This is a genomic window from Mesorhizobium sp. (genome assembly GCF_004962245.1).
Lineage (GTDB): Bacteria > Pseudomonadota > Alphaproteobacteria > Rhizobiales > Rhizobiaceae > Mesorhizobium.
Map to the genome: position 1 here is coordinate 1 of NZ_SUHQ01000040.1, position 18,157 is coordinate 18,157.

Annotated in this window: 16 protein-coding genes; 9 read left to right on the plus strand and 7 right to left on the minus strand. The window is 60.6% G+C overall.

The window, feature by feature from the left end:
* Nucleotides 1–55 precede the first annotated feature (55 nt).
* Both E5X88_RS30000 and lepA read right to left on the minus strand, forming a co-directional pair.
* Nucleotides 56–1,849: an RNA-directed DNA polymerase gene (locus tag E5X88_RS30000; protein WP_292167632.1), complete on the minus strand. Its 1,794-nt coding sequence runs from the start codon at nt 1,847–1,849 to the stop codon at nt 56–58.
* 1,025 nt (nt 1,850–2,874) lie between these two features.
* A complete protein-coding gene (lepA, locus tag E5X88_RS30005) occupies nt 2,875–4,680 on the minus strand; it encodes a translation elongation factor 4 (protein ID WP_292167633.1) in 1,806 nt (601 codons plus the stop codon).
* 243 nt (nt 4,681–4,923) lie between these two features.
* Here lepA and E5X88_RS30010 point away from each other — a divergent pair, with 243 nt between their 5' ends.
* The 5 genes from E5X88_RS30010 (at nt 4,924) to msrA (ending at nt 8,548) form a co-directional block, all read left to right on the plus strand.
* Nucleotides 4,924–5,973: a TadE/TadG family type IV pilus assembly protein gene (locus E5X88_RS30010; protein ID WP_292167636.1), complete on the plus strand. Its 1,050-nt coding sequence runs from the start codon at nt 4,924–4,926 to the stop codon at nt 5,971–5,973.
* Nucleotides 5,974–6,148: 175 nt separating this feature from the next.
* Nucleotides 6,149–6,310, plus strand: coding sequence for a hypothetical protein (locus tag E5X88_RS30015; RefSeq protein ID WP_292167638.1), 162 nt, complete (start codon nt 6,149–6,151; stop codon nt 6,308–6,310).
* Between the two features lie 213 nt (nt 6,311–6,523).
* Nucleotides 6,524–7,252, plus strand: a complete 729-nt coding sequence (locus E5X88_RS30020; protein WP_292167641.1) for a DUF1223 domain-containing protein — start codon at nt 6,524–6,526, stop codon at nt 7,250–7,252.
* An 84-nt stretch (nt 7,253–7,336) separates the two neighbouring features.
* Nucleotides 7,337–7,612, plus strand: a complete 276-nt coding sequence (locus E5X88_RS30025) for a hypothetical protein (protein WP_292167644.1) — start codon at nt 7,337–7,339, stop codon at nt 7,610–7,612.
* A gap of 198 nt (nt 7,613–7,810) precedes the next feature.
* A complete protein-coding gene (msrA, locus tag E5X88_RS30030) occupies nt 7,811–8,548 on the plus strand; it encodes a peptide-methionine (S)-S-oxide reductase MsrA (protein ID WP_292167646.1) in 738 nt (245 codons plus the stop codon).
* A gap of 58 nt (nt 8,549–8,606) precedes the next feature.
* Here the strand turns inward: msrA and E5X88_RS30035 are convergent, their stop codons facing one another.
* The 4 genes from E5X88_RS30035 to E5X88_RS30050 all read right to left on the minus strand — a co-directional run bounded on the left by E5X88_RS30035 (nt 8,607) and on the right by E5X88_RS30050 (nt 13,948).
* Nucleotides 8,607–11,159 (minus strand): mechanosensitive ion channel family protein, encoded by a 2,553-nt coding sequence (locus E5X88_RS30035; RefSeq protein WP_292167647.1) that lies wholly within the window; start codon nt 11,157–11,159, stop codon nt 8,607–8,609.
* Between the two features lie 133 nt (nt 11,160–11,292).
* A complete protein-coding gene (locus tag E5X88_RS30040) occupies nt 11,293–12,297 on the minus strand; it encodes a cytochrome d ubiquinol oxidase subunit II (protein WP_292167650.1) in 1,005 nt (334 codons plus the stop codon).
* 10 nt (nt 12,298–12,307) lie between these two features.
* On the minus strand, nt 12,308–13,666 hold the full coding sequence (locus E5X88_RS30045) for a cytochrome ubiquinol oxidase subunit I (protein WP_292167652.1): 1,359 nt from the start codon (nt 13,664–13,666) through the stop codon (nt 12,308–12,310).
* A 69-nt stretch (nt 13,667–13,735) separates the two neighbouring features.
* Nucleotides 13,736–13,948: a hypothetical protein gene (locus E5X88_RS30050; RefSeq protein WP_292167654.1), complete on the minus strand. Its 213-nt coding sequence runs from the start codon at nt 13,946–13,948 to the stop codon at nt 13,736–13,738.
* On the opposite strand from E5X88_RS30050, the gene E5X88_RS30055 reads away from it, so the two are divergent.
* Complete coding sequence (locus E5X88_RS30055; protein WP_292167657.1) at nt 13,935–14,861, plus strand: ABC transporter ATP-binding protein; 927 nt, start codon at nt 13,935–13,937, stop codon at nt 14,859–14,861. The genes E5X88_RS30050 and E5X88_RS30055 overlap by 14 nt on opposite strands.
* On the plus strand, nt 14,858–15,619 hold the full coding sequence (locus tag E5X88_RS30060; protein WP_292167660.1) for an ABC transporter permease: 762 nt from the start codon (nt 14,858–14,860) through the stop codon (nt 15,617–15,619). The genes E5X88_RS30055 and E5X88_RS30060 overlap by 4 nt, the downstream gene beginning before the upstream one ends.
* Before the next feature lie 40 nt (nt 15,620–15,659).
* Here the strand turns inward: E5X88_RS30060 and E5X88_RS30065 are convergent, their stop codons facing one another.
* Nucleotides 15,660–16,697: a phosphatidylglycerol lysyltransferase domain-containing protein gene (locus E5X88_RS30065; RefSeq protein ID WP_292167663.1), complete on the minus strand. Its 1,038-nt coding sequence runs from the start codon at nt 16,695–16,697 to the stop codon at nt 15,660–15,662.
* Nucleotides 16,698–16,959: 262 nt separating this feature from the next.
* Here E5X88_RS30065 and E5X88_RS30070 point away from each other — a divergent pair, with 262 nt between their 5' ends.
* Nucleotides 16,960–17,445: a MarR family transcriptional regulator gene (locus E5X88_RS30070; protein WP_292167666.1), complete on the plus strand. Its 486-nt coding sequence runs from the start codon at nt 16,960–16,962 to the stop codon at nt 17,443–17,445.
* On the plus strand, nt 17,442–18,122 hold the full coding sequence (locus E5X88_RS30075) for a GNAT family N-acetyltransferase (RefSeq protein ID WP_292167669.1): 681 nt from the start codon (nt 17,442–17,444) through the stop codon (nt 18,120–18,122). The genes E5X88_RS30070 and E5X88_RS30075 overlap by 4 nt, the downstream gene beginning before the upstream one ends.
* Nucleotides 18,123–18,157 lie beyond the last annotated feature (35 nt).

Genomic DNA, 18,157 nt, shown 5'->3' on the forward strand with positions numbered 1-18,157 from the left:
ACAACCTCAGCTTTCTCGGTCGGGGCCGAATGGACAACCTCCTGAAGGCTCACAGTTAGCTAAGCTCAGCAATCGAGAAATGCGGCTCACTTTTTAGGTTTTCAAACGTTACCGCTATCTTCTTCCGCTTAGTGTCGGGCAGAGCCTTATTCTGTAGAATGCTATGCAGAACGAGCCACTTTCCTAACCTGATGCCGCAGGGAAAGCTGTTATCCTGCGAGGAGAATTTGCTTAGAATTGGAGCTAAAGATTTCACTTCTGTTCGCACGCTGTAGTGAAAGTTTTGAATGGCAATGGCATCGCTGTTAAGTGAACCCCGAATTAGCTCACTGAGCTCGGTGTATCTTTTATCACGCCTTGCTATAGGAGAAAGTCCGCCAACGAGCCTGCCTAAATGACTATCATGACGCCAGACGCTTTCGTGCTTTTTTAGAAGCTGAATCGTGTCACTGGCGTCCATAAACCTGAAGCAAAGCAGCAAGGCGCTATATAGCCTGTAAAAGTCGTCGGTGCATATCGACGTAATCGTTTTCTTTACTTCTGCGAGCATTTCCGTGGTTGGCGCAACCTTCCCAACCGACAGAGACTTAGCATATCCGATGAAAAAGCTGTCGTCGCAAACGTACCCCTCTTCCACGATCTTGTTTATACTCGCAACATCCTCGACCGTATATCCATCATGAGACAGGTATCGAAATGCCGACTCGCGTATATTTGGTCTAAGTCGGATGAAATCGTAAATCAGTGTCCGTTCTAACTTTGCACCAACTTTGATGGAGTGGGTCACAATTCGCTTGAGTATTTTCTCCCCGTTCCCCTCGTCAAAAGCACGGCGACGATGCCATTTTGACATCAGTTTAGGCAGTAATTTAGCTGCTTTTGGCGGATCGGCATCTACAACTTCTTTCTTAAGCTTTTTCAAAACTCTGTTTTCGAGAACCTTGAAGTGCTTCCTAGCTTCCTTATATGTAAGTATTTTTGTCTTACCTGCATTTAGCCTAAGCTGCCGTGTTTGAAGCGTAAGGTCGATCGACTTGATAATCTTCTTCGCCTCTGCGATATCGTTCGCGCCGGCGTCAATATCGTCCATGAATCGCGCATAATTGGAAAATTTCATATCCTCAACAACCGCATCTAGCTCGAATAGAAAGCAATGAGCTAGTAACCTCGGTGCATCTATATCTATTTGAGGCATCCCTACTTCCCGAGTAGGCATGTAATCCGGTCTCCAGCACATCCCCGAAAGCATGTACATTAGAAAGTCTATTATTGGCTCTCTTATGGTAACCGTAGATACTATCACGTTTCTTAGATGCGAAAAATCAATAAAATCGTAATAATTTGCTATGTCGGCAATTATGATGTACTTATTTTCTTCTGAGAAACCAAGTATTTCCTTCTGAAATTCTAGCCATGCTTTGACGGATCCATACTCTGGCTCGTCGTCTTCGTTCTTAGCGAATGAATGATCCTTCGGTTCAAAGAAGGCATTTTTCGATGGGGCCTTCGATTTGATTTCTTCCCAAAAGGCATCGGCCAAACATTGAAGCGTCAATGCGTCCTCAACAGACGGTAGAGTCATCTGCCGGCATAGGCCCTTGGACTTTTCGACCAGATATCGCTTCGTTCCGGAAACAGAATACTCTCCAGACTTTATTTTAGTTACAATTTTATTGCATATGTCATCTATTCTTATGTTTACATCCAGGTGGTCGACAGGGTCTGTCAGGAAAAAGTTTCTAAAGTCTGTGTGGGTTTTCTTTTTCCACGTATTTTTTAGGCTCGGCAGATTCACTATTTCTGCAATTATTTTTTCTCGCAAAAAAAATTTTGGTGAACGTTGGCTCATGATCCCATCAACGGCTACGATGATTCTGGCCAGAGATTAGTACATAGGGTTCGCTACGCAAGGGCATGAAGTAAAGCTTTGCGACAGCGCTTAGGTTCAGCCTCCCGCTTTCAGGCGCAAGGCTGAGGTTGCGACTTCAAAACTGAAGCATGACTTTGGTACTGCCCCTTCCTGCCCTTCAGGAAGGGGGCGGCCGGCAGAACTATCATCGTTAGGTGGTCTGCGCCGACTCGGCTATAAATTCAGTTTCGTTTAGGAGGCTAAACATGCCCTGTAACGGGCGGAACCATCAACCTAGCTGCACGTGCGGTTTTAGCGGCGGGCGACGTTTGCGGTCTCCCACAGTCCGATGGAGTGGATGGAAGCGCGCTTCTATTCGCGGATACAGCAGCGGACCTTGGTCTAATTGTCCCGTCTGTCAAGTTGGAGTCTACTACATCCCCGGGCCGCGGGGTGGCGGTGCCTTTTTTGACTGCCTTGGCCCACCATGGACGCTGCACCCGTGCACCAACAAAAGACTCAAATATTCGCCATTCGGCCGGACTGGTAAGCCAAAACTGAGACTGCTCAAAACCGAATTTCAGGAGCAGGGCTTCCTGCCGCTGATCGTGCGGAGAATTGAGAGGCTGTCCAACGGCTCCATTTTGCATGGTGCCGTATGGGACACGCCTACCGCACTTCATCTCGGAACAACGGAGAGCATGGACGCAGATACAAATAGACCCGTTTATGTCCAGCAAGACGGCTCCGGTTGGGCAATAGTGAATTACTTTCCAACAAACAGCTTCGAGCCTATCAATATCAGGATGCGAGAGGATACCTTAGGGCCCTTGGATCTGCTCATGAACCCTTCGCGTAAAACGGGCAACGGCCCGGAGTCGGTTGCTTAGGATTGTTGCCCACACCGCTAATCTCCTGGCGGGGGGGCCCGCTGCCTCCGGCAACTCCCCCGCTTTCGAAGCCTGACATCGATCCACTGGATCGATGTCTCGGCGCCGCGCTTCGCGCGGTCGCCGACCGGCTTCTCAATCCCCCATCTTCAGCGCCTGGATAAACGCTTCCTGCGGGATATCCACCTTGCCGAACTGGCGCATGCGCTTCTTGCCCTCTTTCTGCTTGTCGAGCAGCTTGCGCTTGCGCGAGACGTCGCCGCCGTAGCATTTGGCGGTGACGTCCTTGCGCAGCGCCGAGATCGTTTCGCGGGCGATGACCTTGCCGCCGATGGCCGCCTGGATCGGGATCTTGAACAGATGGTGCGGGATCAGCTCCTTCAGCTTCTCGCACATCTGGCGGCCGCGCTTTTCCGCCGCCGTGCGATGGACCAGCATCGACAGCGCGTCGACCGGCTCCTCGTTGACCAGGATCGACATCTTGACCAGATCGCCCTCGCGGTAGTCGGTCAGGTGATAGTCGAAGGAGGCGTAGCCCTTGGAGATCGACTTCAGCCGGTCGTAGAAGTCGAAGACGACCTCGTTGAGCGGCAGGTCGTAGGTCAGCATGGCGCGCTTGCCGACATAGGACAGGTCGGCCTGAATGCCGCGCCGGTCCTGGCAGAGCTTCAGGATGCCGCCGAGATAGTCGTCCGGGGTGAGGATGGTGGCGCGGATCCACGGCTCCTCGATCGCCGCGATCTTGACCACGTCGGGCATGTCGGCCGGGTTGTGCAATTCCTTCGTCGTGCCGTCAGTCAGAGCCAGGCGGTAGACAACGCTAGGCGCGGTGGCGATGAGGTCGAGGTTGAACTCGCGCTCCAGCCGCTCCTGGATGATTTCCAGATGCAAAAGGCCAAGGAAGCCGCAGCGATAACCGAAGCCGAGCGCAGCACTTGTTTCCATTTCATAGGAGAAGCTGGCGTCGTTGAGGCGCAGCTTGCCGACCGCGGCGCGCAGATCCTCGAAATCGGCGGCGTCAACCGGAAACAGGCCGCAGAACACCACCGGCTGCGCCGGCTTGAAGCCGGGCAGGGCATGAGCGGTCGGGCGCTTGTCCTCGGTGATGGTGTCGCCGACGCGGGTGTCGGCCACCTCCTTGATCGAGCCGGTGAAGAAGCCGAACTCGCCGGGGCCGAGCTCATCGACATTGATGCGGGCCGGCGTGAAGACACCGGTGCGCTCGACCAGATATTTGGCGCCGGTGCCCATCATTCGGATGGTCTGGCCCTTCTTCAGCACGCCGTCGATGATGCGGACCAGCACGATGACGCCGAGATAGGCGTCGTACCAGCTGTCGACCAGCATGGCCTTCAGCGGGGCCGAGATGTCGCCCTCGCGCGGCGGCGGCAGGTCGTTGACGATCGCCTCCAGCACGTCAGGAATGCCAAGGCCGGTCTTGGCCGAGATCAGCACAGCGTTGGAGGCATCGATGCCGATCACCTCCTCGACCTGCTCCCGGATGCGCTCGGGCTCGGCCGCCGGCAGGTCGACCTTGTTCAGCACCACGACGATCTCGTGGTTGTTGTCGATGGCCTGGTAGACATTGGCCAGCGTCTGCGCCTCGACGCCTTGCGAAGCGTCGACGACCAGCAGCGAGCCCTCGCAGGCGGCCAGCGACCGCGACACTTCGTAGGCGAAGTCGACATGGCCGGGCGTGTCGATCAGGTTGAGGATATAGTCCTCGCCATTGTTGGCGCGGTATTTCAGCCGCACCGTCTGCGCCTTGATGGTGATGCCGCGCTCGCGCTCGATGTCCATCGAGTCCAGCACCTGCTCCTTCATGTCGCGCAGCTCCAGCCCGCCGGTGGACTGGATCAGCCGGTCGGCAAGCGTGGATTTGCCATGGTCGATATGGGCGACGATGGAGAAATTGCGGATGTGGTCTAGCGGCGTGGTCATGATGGGCGGCTTTAGCAGGGGCAGGTTGCATCGGCAAGCGGCCGGGGCGCGGGCAATCGCTTGAGGGTTTGGCGAAAGCCGAAGTGACATCCAATCTCCCCCCTTGTGGGGGAGATGGCAGCTTCACCAACGGCGCCTGCCTGCCGGGCGCGCAAAGCCGTTAAACTTTGATCTATCCGATTAGAGCATAATTCGCGCCCTGCGTGATAGGCCACGACCTGTCACGGTTTGGGGGTTCAAGAAATGTCACAGTCTGGAGGCCATTTCCTCAGTTCCGAGGGCGGCTCGCTTGCGCCGATACTCGCCATCATGCTTATCCCGATGTGTGCCGCTCTGGGCATTTCGGTCGACTACAACGCAGCTATCGAGACCAGGGCATCGATGCAGAATGCGCTCGATGCCGCGGCTCTGTCGATCACGACGCTGCCAACCAGCACGTCGTTGGCGGACCGCCAGGTGAAGCTGCAGGAGTCGTTTGAGGCCAATAGCGGGCAAGGCGTCGCCAAGCTCGACGGCTTCGTCGTCGCCGCCGACGGCACCGCCAGCATCGATGCTTCGGCCAGGTTTGCCATGCCGACGAACTTCTTGCAGATCGCCCAGGTCGACACGGTGCAGATCGCCGTCGCATCGGCGGTGCGCAAGAGGCCGGCGCTGGTGCAGACCACGTTCAAGGTCGACAAGGTGTCGGGCCATTGGGGCAAGACGATGAGGCTCTACGGCACGAAATTCACCGAAACGACGGCCAAGCCGCTGATGAAGATCACCTATGTCTACAACAATTTCGGTGATCCGAAAGGCTACGGCACGTCCACCGTGTACACGGTCAACGGAGCGACGGAAACGAAGGTCCAGCAGCAAGTGTGCACGACCAAGCAGGTGAACAACTTCAACAATCTGCCCACTGGGGCGATCACCCAGACGAGCGGCAGCAAGAAATACCTGACCACCTGCACCAACACCATGTATCCCGCGAACGGCGCCGGCGCGGTGATCGACGTCAGCCTGATGGACACGCTGTATCTGCAGATGGACGTGCCATCGGCTCGGCCAACCACGCTCAAGTCGAACGACCCGAACACATCGAACCGGTTGTACATCGACGGCGTTGAAGTCGCGAACGGCGAAAAGGTGGACATCTTCACCGTGGTGCCGTGCGGCCAGCCCAGCGAGCAGGCCTGGGAAGACGGCGGAAATGCCGTACCGGCTCCCGTGTCCAACGCCGATTTCTTCTATACCGTGACCGGCAGGTGCGATTTCAATCAGCGACCTTCGGAAACAGTGCTTACGCAGTAGGCTGCTGCGCGAGAACGACGCAACGGCCGACTTCGAAGGAACGCATGACAACGCCGCCGCAGGGCGGCGTTGCTGTTTGTACTGGTGATCCGGTAGCGGTCAGACTGGCGTCGATAAATGACCACATGGCCATGCAAAGGCTCGCATCCTTCCGAACTCACGAAAGGACAACCAAATGGCGAGCAAGCTGGTTTGGGGCATTCTCGGTGGGGTGGTGCTAGGCGCCGCGTTCGGCACTCTGGGCGGCAACACCGGGATCTGGATTGCCGTCTGCATCGCGGCCGGTGCTGTCGCGGCTGGCGTGTGGCACTACATGGAAACGCGGCGCCACGGCTGAGTGCGGCCATAGTTCACGCTGCAGCCTTGACCAACGAGGTCGCCCTTCTTCTCCTTCGTGCTGTCGAACTTGCGGTAAGACGCAGCCGTTCGCGGCATGGCGCCGGCCGCAAACGGAGGTGAACGATCACGAAGCGGTGATGGCTGTAACGAACCGCACTGCGGCGGCGAAGTGTGGGCATGACCGGCGCTTCACGCCGCACGGAGGAACCCGATGATCGGATCACAATTCAAACGCAGCAGGAGCGTGACGCGCTCAGCCGCCGCGGCGCTGTTTTCGGCGACGATCGTTTTTGTAACCGGGCTTTCGGGGGCGGCCGCCGGCCAGCCACTCACCGTGGTCGAGCTGTTCACCAGCCAGGGCTGCTCGTCCTGCCCGCCGGCCAACGCCAATCTGATCAAGGTCAAGGACCAGCCTGATGTGCTGGCGCTCTCCTTCAACGTCACCTACTGGGACTATCTCGGCTGGAAGGACACTTTCGGCAGGGAGGAATTCACCCAGCGCCAGATCCGCTACGAACCGTCGCTCGGCCGTTCGGGTCCGTTCACGCCGCAGGTGGTGGTCAATGGCAACGCCGATGCGGTCGGCGCCCGGCCCGGTGAGATCGAGCAGCTGATTTCGAGCAGCGACCAGCCGCAAGGGCCGTCGTTGTCGCTCGACGACGGCAAGATCGCCATCGGCGCCGGCACGGTGCCGGGCGGCAAGGCCGATATCTGGCTGGTGCGTTACCGGCAAGGCGTCATCGACGTGCCGGTGGCGCGCGGCGAAAACACCGGACGCACGCTGCCGCATGCCAATGTCGTGCATTCCCTCTCCAGGCTTGGCGCCTGGACCGGCGATGCCATCGCGCTGCCGCTGCCGGCCGCCGCGAGCGGGCTCAGCACCGCGGTGCTGGTCCAGGTGCCGGATGGCGGGCCGATCCTGGCCGCCGCCACCGACTAGACTCTCGAGATTTGCGCAACGCCGCATGAGCGGCGCCGCACATGCCGGCCGCATCAGCGCGCCATCACCCCAGAGGAGACCACCATGACCAACTTCGCCCGCCTGACCCTGCCGGCGCTTGCCTTCGCGCTTTGCTCGACGGCGCTCTTTGCCGGCGGCGTCGCCCGCGCCGAGGATGCGATGAAGCCTGCGGACCCGATGGCCACGGATGCCATGAAGCCCGCCGATGCGATGGCCACCGACGCGATGAAGCCGGTCGAGCCGGCGGAAGCCATGAAGCCAGCCGATGCCATGGCGACGGATGCCATGAAGCCGGCCGACGCAATGGGGGCGACCGATGCCATGGCTCCGGCCAAATAGGCCCCGGATTCGCTCCCGGCCGTCCCTGGCCATGGCCATTCCCTGTCCAGGTCAGGGACGGTCCACTATGCCGGATTTTGAGCGGCGCATGGTGTCCAGTGCGCATGCCCAATGTGCACGGCCCAACGCGCACGGCAATGTGAGACGCTGGCGGATCCATCTGTCGTATAGTCGTAAACTCATGCATGGAGATCAGAGATGACCAGCATTGAAAAACCGTCTGCAAGGCGATCGATGAACTTCGCCAAGGGCGCGCTTGCAGCGCTCGTCCTGGCGGCGGGCGTCGCCCTGTGGCAGACGCCGGCAATCTCGGCCGAGGACGCGGTGGTGATCCCGCCGCCGGCGATGGACGAGAAAGCCACCGCCGGCACCGCGAAGGCGGTCTTCGCCGGCGGCTGCTTCTGGGGCGTGCAAGGCGTGTTCCAGCACGTCAAGGGCGTGACCAGCGCCGTCTCCGGCTATGCCGGCGGCGACAAGGACACGGCTGTCTACGAGACGGTCGGCACCGGCCGGACCGGGCACGCCGAAGCCGTCGAGATCACCTATGAACCGTCAGAGGTGACCTATGGCCAGTTGCTGCAGGTGTACTTCTCGGTCGCGCATAACCCGACGCAGCTGAACTATCAGGGCCCGGACCGCGGTCCCCAGTATCGTTCGACGATCTTTGCCGAAAGCGACGCACAGAAGAAGATCGCCGAGAGCTACATCGCCCAGCTCGACAAGGCCAAGGTGTTTCCAAAGCCGATCGTGACCACGCTGGAGACCGAAAAACCCTTCTATCCGGCCGAGGACTATCATCAGGATTTCCTGACGCTGAACCCGACCTACCCCTACATCGTCTACAACGACCTGCCCAAGGTCGAGAATTTGAAGACGCTGTTTCCAGCGCTCTACAGCGACAAGCCTGTGCTGGTGCTGGCCGCCAACAAGAGCTGAAATTTGGGGATGGGTAATCTCCCCCCTCGAGGGGGGAGATCAGCTCCCGCGCTTCGTCCTACGCCGTCCCTTTTTTCCAAGGCAGGCTCCAGCCCAGCTTTTCCCGCGTTGCCATGGCCTCAGCCGATGTCGGGGCGGGCTCCATCTCGCGGTAACGCGCCGAGCCCTGCGGCGGGTAGGCGCGGGTGTTGTTGAAGGTGAGCTTGTCACGCTGGCTGAAATCGGGAAAAGGCAGGTTTTCCGCCTCGCGCCAGTCGCTGACCCGTTTTTCCGCCGCAATGCGCTTTTCCTCGTCGACCGGAAGATCGGCGACGCTGTACTCCAGCTGCGAGGGCAAGGCGAACTGCGCGCCGGCATCGTCCATGATGTTGATGATGGACAAAAGGATGTCCTCGCGTATGGCGAGGAACTCGGACCCGTCCGCAGTCATGATGTAGGTGGACACTTCGATGTCGAGCGAATAGGGGCCGAAGCCGACAAAGCGCACATGGCACGGATTGTCGATGACGCGCGGATGCGCGATCAACAGCTTGCGCAGCTCGGCCAAGGTATAGCGCAACTGGTCGGGCGTGGTCTCGTAGCGCAGCTGCAGCGTCGTCGCGAAGCGGGTGCGATCGCGATGTGCGTAATTTTCGATCTGCATGCCGGCGAAGTCTGAATTCGGCACCGAGATGACGGTGCGGTCGAGCGACCTTATGCGGGTCGAGCGCATGCCGATATGCTCGATGGTGCCCGACTGGCCGCCGAACTTGCAGAAGTCGCCGACGCTGACCGGCCGGTCAGCATAGAGCGTCAGGCCGGAGAGAAAATTCTGCAGCGTCGGTTGCGCCGCCAGCGCCACGGCGAGACCGCCGATGCCGAGGCCGGCGATGACGCCTTCGTAAGGGATCGCAAGCACTTCGGCCAACAGCAGGAAAGCGATGACCAGCACGGCAACGCGCGCGACGCCGGTGGACAACGAAATCAGCGTGTCGTGATAGCCGGGCGCCGGCCACATCCTGCGGTAATGCTCGGCGATCCTGCCGATGAGATGCCAGACCACGGGAACGGCGCCGATCACGATCAGGCTCCAGGCCGCCGCCTTCGCTGGTGCCGCGACCACCTGCGGCAAGCCGAGCGGGCGCAATGCCACCAAAAGGAAAAGGCCGAGGAAGATCGAGCGCACCGCCCATTCGACGACGCGCAAGAAGGCCGACCGCTGCGAACGGTTCTGGCTGGGCGCAAAAAAGGAAATGACCGCATTGGCGATGAAGCCGAAGGCAATACCGGCCAGCACTGCGAGGCCGAGCATCCACCATTGCCAACGCTCCATCGGTCCGGCGCGGGTGAGCAGGCCGGGACTGATCTCGCGGGCCAGCCCACGCGTGGCGAAGAACGGGTCATTGCTGGCGAAAGCGGCGAATTCCGGCGCCACCGGTACGTCCTCCACGTCGGCATAGAGCGTGCGGATGTTGGCGAGTGTCTCGGGGGTGAATTGCCAGATCTTGCCCTTGTCCGTCTCGACCGGGCCGACGACGATGTTGCCGGACGGATGCTCGAAATAGGTATAGGGCGTGTTGCTTTTGGGATCGTCCGGAATTTCCTGCCAGTAGACATAGCCGATACGATCGATGACCTTCTTCAGATAGCGCTCGAGAAGGAACGCCTCGTCGGCGCGCACCGCCGGATTGTAGTCGCGCAGATTGAGCGCCGCCTGTGCGGTGTTGCCAGCCTCGGTGACGCCGCTGAGCAGCACCTTGAACGTATCGCGTGGCGAAGCCAGTTTGGCTGGATCGTCGACCCAGTCGACGGCTTCGCCGCGCGCCGCCTGGAATTCGGCGAGCTTGGCCCGAAGCAGGCCGAGCGGCGGACCGACGATGAACCACTCGCCTTGCCTGCGGCGGAAAGTGACTTCGAAGGAGACGTCGGTGTCATGCTGCTGAAGCTTGGCGCTCACCTCGTCGCCCGTGCTCGCGTCGCGCGGCAGGCTCCACAGGCGGATGGTCGCATTGTCGATGACGTTGAACAGAAGCTTGGTGTAGTCGGGCATGTTGAGGTCGCCGCGGTCGGCGTCGGTGACATCGATCAACCCGGCCGCCCGAGCGGCGAGGCCCATGCCGCCGCCGGTTGCCCGCGGCACATTGTCGGCGCCGCTCTCATTCATGGTCTGCAGGAAAGAGCGCATGGTCGTCATCGGGCTGGTCTGGTCGACGCCGATGTCCTCGACGGCGCTGACGCGCACGCCTGTCCACCACTCGGCGGTGGCGGATTCGAAGCGCCCCATGAAGCTCTCGCCGTCGGGCGACTGAACGAAGACGAAAGCGCCCTGCCGATCACCCTCGAACCAGCGTCCGACAAGATTTCTGCCTTCGGCCTTTGCCTCGATGCGGCCGTTATAGAGCGGGTAGACGCCTTTGACTTCGGCGCCGGTCTGCTCGAACGTGATCTCGGCGCCGGCGCCGCGCCATTTCGTATCCCAAATGCCGGCCCAGTTGGCCATCTCCTGGGCATGCGACTGTTGCGGAAACGGCAGCAGGCCGGCCAAGGCAAGCGCTGCGATCAGAGCGACGATGCGGATCAGGATCAAGGCCAGCCGATCTTGTCTCGCTGATGCGACGGGGACACCGCTCATCGCATTGTCCTTCCTCTTGCCCGCCGCAGCAGCGAGCCGGACTCTGTCGAAGAAGGGTTATTGCCCCGGAAGGTGAATATTCTGTTTCCCGCGACACCGCGGTCTCATCGGGAATCCATCGCGTTGCCGTCGGTCAGTCGTAGGTCAGATCCGTCGCCTTGCCGCCGAAGACGCGGTAGGCGTAGAACGAATAGAATATGATGATCGGCAGCACGACCACCGTGCCGGCCAGGATGATGGCAAGGCTTTCAGGCGCGGACGCCGCCTGCCAGATGGTCAGCCGGTCGGGCACGACAAAGGGATAAAACGACCAGGCGAGGCCGGCGAAGCCCAGCGTGAAAATGGCGGCCAGCGTCAGGAATGGCGTGAGCGCATGGCGGTCGTCCGCCTTAGGCAGATGGAAGGTCTGCCGCCACAGCCACAGGAACAGCACCGCCGACAGGATCGGCAGCGGCGACAGATAGAGCATGGCGGGCCAGACGAACCATTTGTCGAAGATGCGCGGACTGGCAAGCGGCGTGGCCAGCGAGACGGCGACCATGCCGAGCGCGGTCAGCACCAGCGCCCGGCGCAACCAGAGCACCGCCTTCCTCTGCAATTCGCCTTCCGTCTTGTAGATGACCCAGGCTGCGCCCATCGCCGCATAGGCGGCAGCAAGGCAGAGTGCCACCAGCGCGCCGAAGGCCATGCCAGCCAGCCCGAAATCGAGGCCGAGCACATAGACGCCGAGCATGTAGCCTTGCGCCAGCGAGGCGATGACCGAACCGAGGAAGAAGATGCGGTTCCAGCGCTGCTTCCTGCCGGCCGGCACCTTGGCGCGGAAATCGAAGGCGACGCCGCGCAAGATCAGGCCGACCAGGAGCAGAAAGACCGGAATATAGAGCGCGCTGAGGATAAGGCCGTGCGCCAGCGGGAAGGCGACCAGCAGCAGGCCGACGGCCAGCACCAGCCAGGTCTCGTTGGCGTCCCAGAACGGACCTATTGCCGCGATCATCGTGTCCTGCTCGGCATCTTCGGCGACCGCGAACAGGATGCCGATGCCAAGGTCGAAGCCGTCGAGGATAACGTAGATCAGGATGGCAAGGCCCATCAGGCCGGCGAAGATGAGGGGGAGCAATGTCGGCCAGGGAAGCGTCATCACCGTTCTCCTATTTCGCCGCCGGCTGCGACAGCGCAGCGTTCATCACGCCCGGCAGCGGCGAGGCATCGCCATCCTTCGCCGCCTTCAGCGCCAGATGCACCAGCACGCCGAGATAGGCGATCAGCAGCAGCGCGTAGAGGATGAGATAGATCGCAAGCGTCAGCGCGACATGGCTGCCGGCGACCGGGCCGACGGCGTCGGTGGTCTTGAGCACGCCGGTGACCAGCCACGGCTGGCGGCCGATCTCGGTGGTGTACCAGCCGGCCAGCGTCGCCAGCCAGCCGGACAGCGCCATCGGCACCATCACCAGCGCCAGCAGCTTCGGCAGGCTGTGGCGGCGCTTGAGGAAAAAAGCGGCCGACCAGGAGACGACGAGCATAAGAACCCCGACGCCGACCATGATGCGAAAAGCCCAGAACACCGGGAAGACCGGCGGGTGGTTGCCGGCATAGTCGTTCAGCCCCGGCACGACGCCACTGGCGCTGTGCCTGAGGATGAGGCTGGCCCCATCAGGGATGGTAACTTCGAATCTGTTCTCCCTTGCCGCTTCGTCTGGAAGCGCGAAGAGGATCAGCGGCACGTTGGGACCGGTGTTCCAGTTGGCCTCCATGGCGGCTATCTTCTGCGGCTGATGCTCTAGCGTGTTGAGGCCATGCTGGTCGCCGGCGAAGATCTGTATGGGGATCAGTATTGCCGCGGTGAAGACACCGGTGCGTAATGCCTTCCACATCGATTCCGAGCGGTCACCATAGAGATAGCGCAGCGCCGACAGGCCGCCGATCAGGAACGAAACCGTCAAGCCCGAGGCAAGCAGCATATGGACGAGCCGGTAGGGCATGGACGGGTTGAAGACGATCGCCCACCAGTCGGTGGCGTGCGCTACGCCATCGCGCATCTCGAAGCCGACCGGCGTCTGCATCCACGAGTTGAGCGCGATGATCCAGAAGGCGGACAGAGTGGTGCCGCCAGCTACCAGCACGGTTGCCAGCGTGTGGATGCGGTTGGAGACGCGGCGAAAGCCGAACAGCATGATGCCGAGGAACGCTGCCTCGAGGAAGAAGGCGGTGAGGACCTCATAGGCGAGCAGCGGGCCGGCTATGTTGCCGACAGTCTCCATGTAACCGGGCCAGTTGGTGCCGAACTGGAAGCTCATGGTAACGCCCGAAACCACGCCCATGGCGAACGACAGCGCGAACACCTTTACCCAGGTGAAATAGGCGCGCATCCAGGCGGAATCGCCGGTGGCGTTGTAGCGGAGCTTGAAGAACAGCAGCACCCAGCCAAGCGCGATGGTGATAGCCGGAAACAGGATGTGGAACGAGATATTCGCGCCGAACTGAATGCGCGACAACATGAGCGGGTCCATGGCGGGCTCCGGCTGCGGTTACATCACAGAAGATATGCCGGATACGTCAAACGTCAAAGCGGCGTGGCGTCACGCGAGGCGGAACGCCGCAGGGTCAAGGGATCTTAGGGGGCAAAGGATATGGAAATGCAAATTTACATCTTCCGACCGGTCTCTTGCGCCGCCGATGTCCAGAACTGTCAGGAGTGCCATTGACTTCCGGCTGCGCGCACCGACATTCAGCGGACCAAAATCAACAGTTCTCCTTTCAAGCAGCCGTTTTTCAGCCATGCCATCCATCATTTCCATTTCCGGGGTCACCAAGACCTACGCGACCGGTTTCAAGGCGTTGAAGGAGATCAACCTCGACATCGAGCGCGGCGAGATTTTTGCGCTGCTCGGGCCGAACGGCGCCGGCAAGACGACGCTGATCTCGATCGTCTGCGGTATCGTCAACCGTTCGTCGGGCACGGTCACCGTCGACGGCCACGACATCAGCCGGGATTATCGCACCGCGCGCAGCCTTATCGGGCTGGTGCCGCAGGAACTGACCATCGACGCGTTCGAGAGCGTATGGGCGACGGTCAACTACAGCCGCGGCCTGTTCGGCAAGCCGGCTAATCATGCCTTCGTCGAGAAAGTGCTGCGCGACCTGTCGTTGTGGGATAAGAAGGACGCCAAGGCGATCACGCTGTCCGGCGGCATGAAGCGGCGGCTGATGATCGCCAAGGCGCTGTCGCACGAACCGAGAGTTCTGTTCCTCGACGAGCCGACGGCCGGCGTCGATGTCGAGCTGCGCCAGGACATGTGGGCGATGGTGCGCCGGCTGCGCGAGGATGGCGTCACCATCATTCTGACCACGCACTATATCGAGGAGGCCGAGGCGATGGCCGACCGCGTCGGTGTCATCAATCGCGGCGAGATCGTGCTGGTCGAAGACAAGGCCGAACTGATGCGCACGCTCGGCCGCAAACGCCTATTGCTGGAACTGCGCAGTCCGCTCGCCACCATACCCGAGACGTTCTCGCGCTACGCGCTGGAGCTTTCGCCGGACGGTGATCGACTGACATACACCTATGACAACCAGAGCGAACGGCCGGGCGTCGCCTCGCTGCTCCGCGACCTCGAAGCGGCCGGCATCCAGTTCCGCGATATCGACACGCAAAACAGCTCGCTCGAGGAGATCTTCGTCAATCTGGTGAGGAAGGACGCATGAACCTGCGAGCAGTCTGGGCGATCTACAAGATGGAGATGGCGCGCGCCTTTCGGACCGTGCTGCAGAGTATCGTCTCGCCCGTCATCTCGACATCGCTCTATTTCGTCGTCTTCGGCTCGGCCATCGGCTCGCGTATCACCGAGATCGACGGCGTCAGCTACGGCGCCTTCATCGTGCCGGGGCTGATCATGCTGTCACTGCTGACGCAGTCGATCTCCAACGCGTCCTTCGCCATCTATTTTCCGAAATTTGTCGGCTCGATCTACGAGTTGCTGTCGGCGCCGGTGTCCTATCTGGAGATCATCATTGCCTATGTCGGGGGTGCGGCAACCAAGTCGATCATACTCGGCCTGATCATCCTGGCGACCGCAGGGTTGTTCGTGCCGCTGACCATCGAGCATCCGGTCTGGATGCTCGCCTTCCTGGTGCTGACGGCGGTGACCTTCAGCCTGTTCGGTTTCATTATCGGCATCTGGGCGAAGAGCTTCGAACAATTGCAGCTGGTGCCGCTGCTGATCATCACGCCGCTTACCTTTCTTGGCGGCAGCTTCTATTCGATCGACATGCTGCCCGGCATCTGGCGCACGGTGACACTGTTCAACCCCGTCCTCTATCTGGTCAGCGGCTTTCGCTGGAGTTTCTACGGCAAGTCCGACGTCTCGATCGGCATCAGCCTCGGCATGACGGTCGTCTTCCTGCTTGTCTGCATAGCGATCGTCGCGTGGATCTTCAGGACCGGCTACCGGCTGCGGAACTGACAAAACTTGGCTTCCTCGCCCACGAAGTGGGGCGAGGACATTAGATTGCCTTGATCAATCGGAGCAACCCCACCATCTCGACGAAGGTCCCCTTGCGAAAGGCGACATAGGTCGGCTCTTCCATGCCGTGGAAGCGGCGCTTGAACGCTGCCTGGCCCTGCAAGTTGAACTTGTTGCGATTGATCCATGGCGAGCCATAGGCGCGCTGAAAGGTGGTGCGCCAGAACTCGCTTTCGGTAAATCCGCTGGGTCCGATACCGACGAGCGGCGACAGGCCGAGCGTGACGACGGAGATGCCTTGCTCGCGAAAGCGGTCGACCGCGAATTTGGTCAGGCCGATCTCGGCATGCGCCGTGGCATTGACGTGCTTGCGCTTGAACGAGGTGGTGTAGCCGATCACCTTGCCGCCGCTGAACAGAGGATCGAAGTCAAGCAAGGCGACGAGCTCGCCATCCGGTCCATGCAGGACGAAGCGGCGCATGTCGACGCCAAGATGATCGTCGAAGGGGCGGTTGAGGAAGGCCATCTCCCATCGCTTGACGATGCGGTCGGCCCGCCAATTCTGCGAGAGCCGCCGGATCTCATCGAGAAAGATGGTGCGCTTGTCCTCGGCAAAGGAAAACCCTTTCTTCAAGAGCCAGCGCTCGGAATAGCGCACAGTTTCGTTTCGCTTTCCGGAAAAGTCGTGGGCGGGCAGGAGCAGCCGGGTATCCACACCGAGACGATTGACCCGGTATCCGAGTCCGGCCAGAACGCGCGCCGTCTGCTTGCCGATCTGCACGAACCAGGGATCCCCCGCACTTTCGACGAAACGCTTGATGTAGTCGGGCCTGTCCGGCGGGCGAACCACCGGATCGCCGAGCGCGAAATGCTGCTTCATCTTGGTGCCGAAGGCGATGTAGCCGTCGGCATCACCGAAATAGGATAGGTTGCGCTGGACGGCGGTCGAGTAGGCGAGCGAAAAATCGCCATGCCGACGCACCAGCGCCAGGCGCTCGATATGCGTTAGCTCCTGCCGAATGACCTTGGGCGCGGCGCCTTCGAGCAGGCGATCGAAATGGATGCGCAAGGGGGGCATGATCGAGATTCCGCGTGCCGCTTGGGTAATGGAGGCCAGCCCACGGCCTCGAATCAGTCGCCTTGGCGCGATTGACTACCGATCATATCGCGCAAGCGCCATATAGGATGCAATCAGCGCCGACTGAAGGGAAATCTCCACCAAGTGGCGGTGGCTCCATTCCGGAGTCATCCCCCGGATCGAGTGCGCCTAGGGGCCACGCTCCTTGATTTTCCATATATTGTTATATATCATGTTATGATTCAACAAGGACGCGTTGATCATGGAAGACGTCATACGGTCTCTTGGCTTCCTGTGCCTGGGCAGCAGGTTGAAGCGTATAGGCGAGCAATTGCAGGCGGATACGCAGCGAGTTCTCGATCGCCTGGATGTCCCGGTTCAGTCGAGCCAGTATCCGCTCCTGGCCGCGCTCGACAGGCTGGGAGCCCTGCCCGTTGGGGAACTGGCACAGGCTCTTGGGATTGCGCAGCCGGGCATCACGCGAAGTGTGGCGCTTCTGGCCGAACTGGGATTGGTCGAAGTCAGCCCGTCGAACAATGACCAGCGGCGCAGGATTGTCTCCCTCACCCGGAACGGTCGACGGCTCGTCGATGTTGCCAAGCGCGACGTCTGGCCACGCATCGAGACAGCCGTCGCGGATTTGTGCGCGGAGCGTTCGGGACCGCTTCTTGACCAGTTGGCCGCCATCGAGGAGGGCCTGGCCGAGGTTCCCCTCGACCGTCGCGTGGAAAGGGCGGCCGTGCCATGAATCACACCCTCGACCGCCCCATCTGGAGCGCGCTTGCGACGCGACATCAGGCATTTGCGCAAGGTGACAGCCTCGCCAGGCGATACCTGCCGTCGATCGTTCCTTTTGCCGCCACCGCAGCGGACGACGCGGAAAGCCTGCGGGCGCTGAGCGGGCTTATTCCCCCACTCGAAAGCGCCATCCTGGTCCAGGCTGACGCAATCACCTTGCCCGCGGAGCTTTCCGCCATTTCGACCGCGTCCTTAGTGCAGATGATTGCCGAGCAGCCGGTGCAGACCGTGTCCGACGAGCGTGTGCAACGACTGACGCTACATGATGCGGCCGAGATGCTCGCTTTGGCAATGGTCACCAAGCCCGGCCCATTCACGCTGGAGGCGCTGAGCCTCGGCGATTTCTGGGGCGTGAAGATCGAAGGCAGACTTGCGGCGATGGCCGGCGAACGCATGAAGCAGCCTGGCCATACCGAGCTCAGCGGCGTGTGCTCGCATCCGGATTTTCGCGGCGGCGGTTTGGGAAGGCTGCTGTCCCTGTTCGTGGCAAATCAGATCATGTCGCGCGGCGAAGTTCCTTATCTTCACGCTTACGCCACCAACGTCGTGGCCATAAGACTGTACGAGTCCATCGGCTTCCGATTGAGAAGCAGGATGAATATGGCCATCGTCCAGCATACCGACTGAATGGTCCGGCGCGTAAAGGTTGATGCATCCCGCGC

Coding starts and splice junctions, on each gene's coding strand:
- E5X88_RS30000 (WP_292167632.1), bottom strand. CDS start 1,849: ATGAGCCAACGTTCACCAAAATTTTTTTTGCGAGAAAAAATAATTGCA.
- lepA (WP_292167633.1), bottom strand. CDS start 4,680: ATGACCACGCCGCTAGACCACATCCGCAATTTCTCCATCGTCGCCCAT.
- E5X88_RS30010 (WP_292167636.1), top strand. CDS start 4,924: ATGTCACAGTCTGGAGGCCATTTCCTCAGTTCCGAGGGCGGCTCGCTT.
- E5X88_RS30015 (WP_292167638.1), top strand. CDS start 6,149: ATGGCGAGCAAGCTGGTTTGGGGCATTCTCGGTGGGGTGGTGCTAGGC.
- E5X88_RS30020 (WP_292167641.1), top strand. CDS start 6,524: ATGATCGGATCACAATTCAAACGCAGCAGGAGCGTGACGCGCTCAGCC.
- E5X88_RS30025 (WP_292167644.1), top strand. CDS start 7,337: ATGACCAACTTCGCCCGCCTGACCCTGCCGGCGCTTGCCTTCGCGCTT.
- msrA (WP_292167646.1), top strand. CDS start 7,811: ATGACCAGCATTGAAAAACCGTCTGCAAGGCGATCGATGAACTTCGCC.
- E5X88_RS30035 (WP_292167647.1), bottom strand. CDS start 11,159: ATGAGCGGTGTCCCCGTCGCATCAGCGAGACAAGATCGGCTGGCCTTG.
- E5X88_RS30040 (WP_292167650.1), bottom strand. CDS start 12,297: ATGACGCTTCCCTGGCCGACATTGCTCCCCCTCATCTTCGCCGGCCTG.
- E5X88_RS30045 (WP_292167652.1), bottom strand. CDS start 13,666: ATGGACCCGCTCATGTTGTCGCGCATTCAGTTCGGCGCGAATATCTCG.
- E5X88_RS30055 (WP_292167657.1), top strand. CDS start 13,935: ATGCCATCCATCATTTCCATTTCCGGGGTCACCAAGACCTACGCGACC.
- E5X88_RS30050 (WP_292167654.1), bottom strand. CDS start 13,948: ATGATGGATGGCATGGCTGAAAAACGGCTGCTTGAAAGGAGAACTGTT.
- E5X88_RS30060 (WP_292167660.1), top strand. CDS start 14,858: ATGAACCTGCGAGCAGTCTGGGCGATCTACAAGATGGAGATGGCGCGC.
- E5X88_RS30065 (WP_292167663.1), bottom strand. CDS start 16,697: ATGCCCCCCTTGCGCATCCATTTCGATCGCCTGCTCGAAGGCGCCGCG.
- E5X88_RS30070 (WP_292167666.1), top strand. CDS start 16,960: ATGGAAGACGTCATACGGTCTCTTGGCTTCCTGTGCCTGGGCAGCAGG.
- E5X88_RS30075 (WP_292167669.1), top strand. CDS start 17,442: ATGAATCACACCCTCGACCGCCCCATCTGGAGCGCGCTTGCGACGCGA.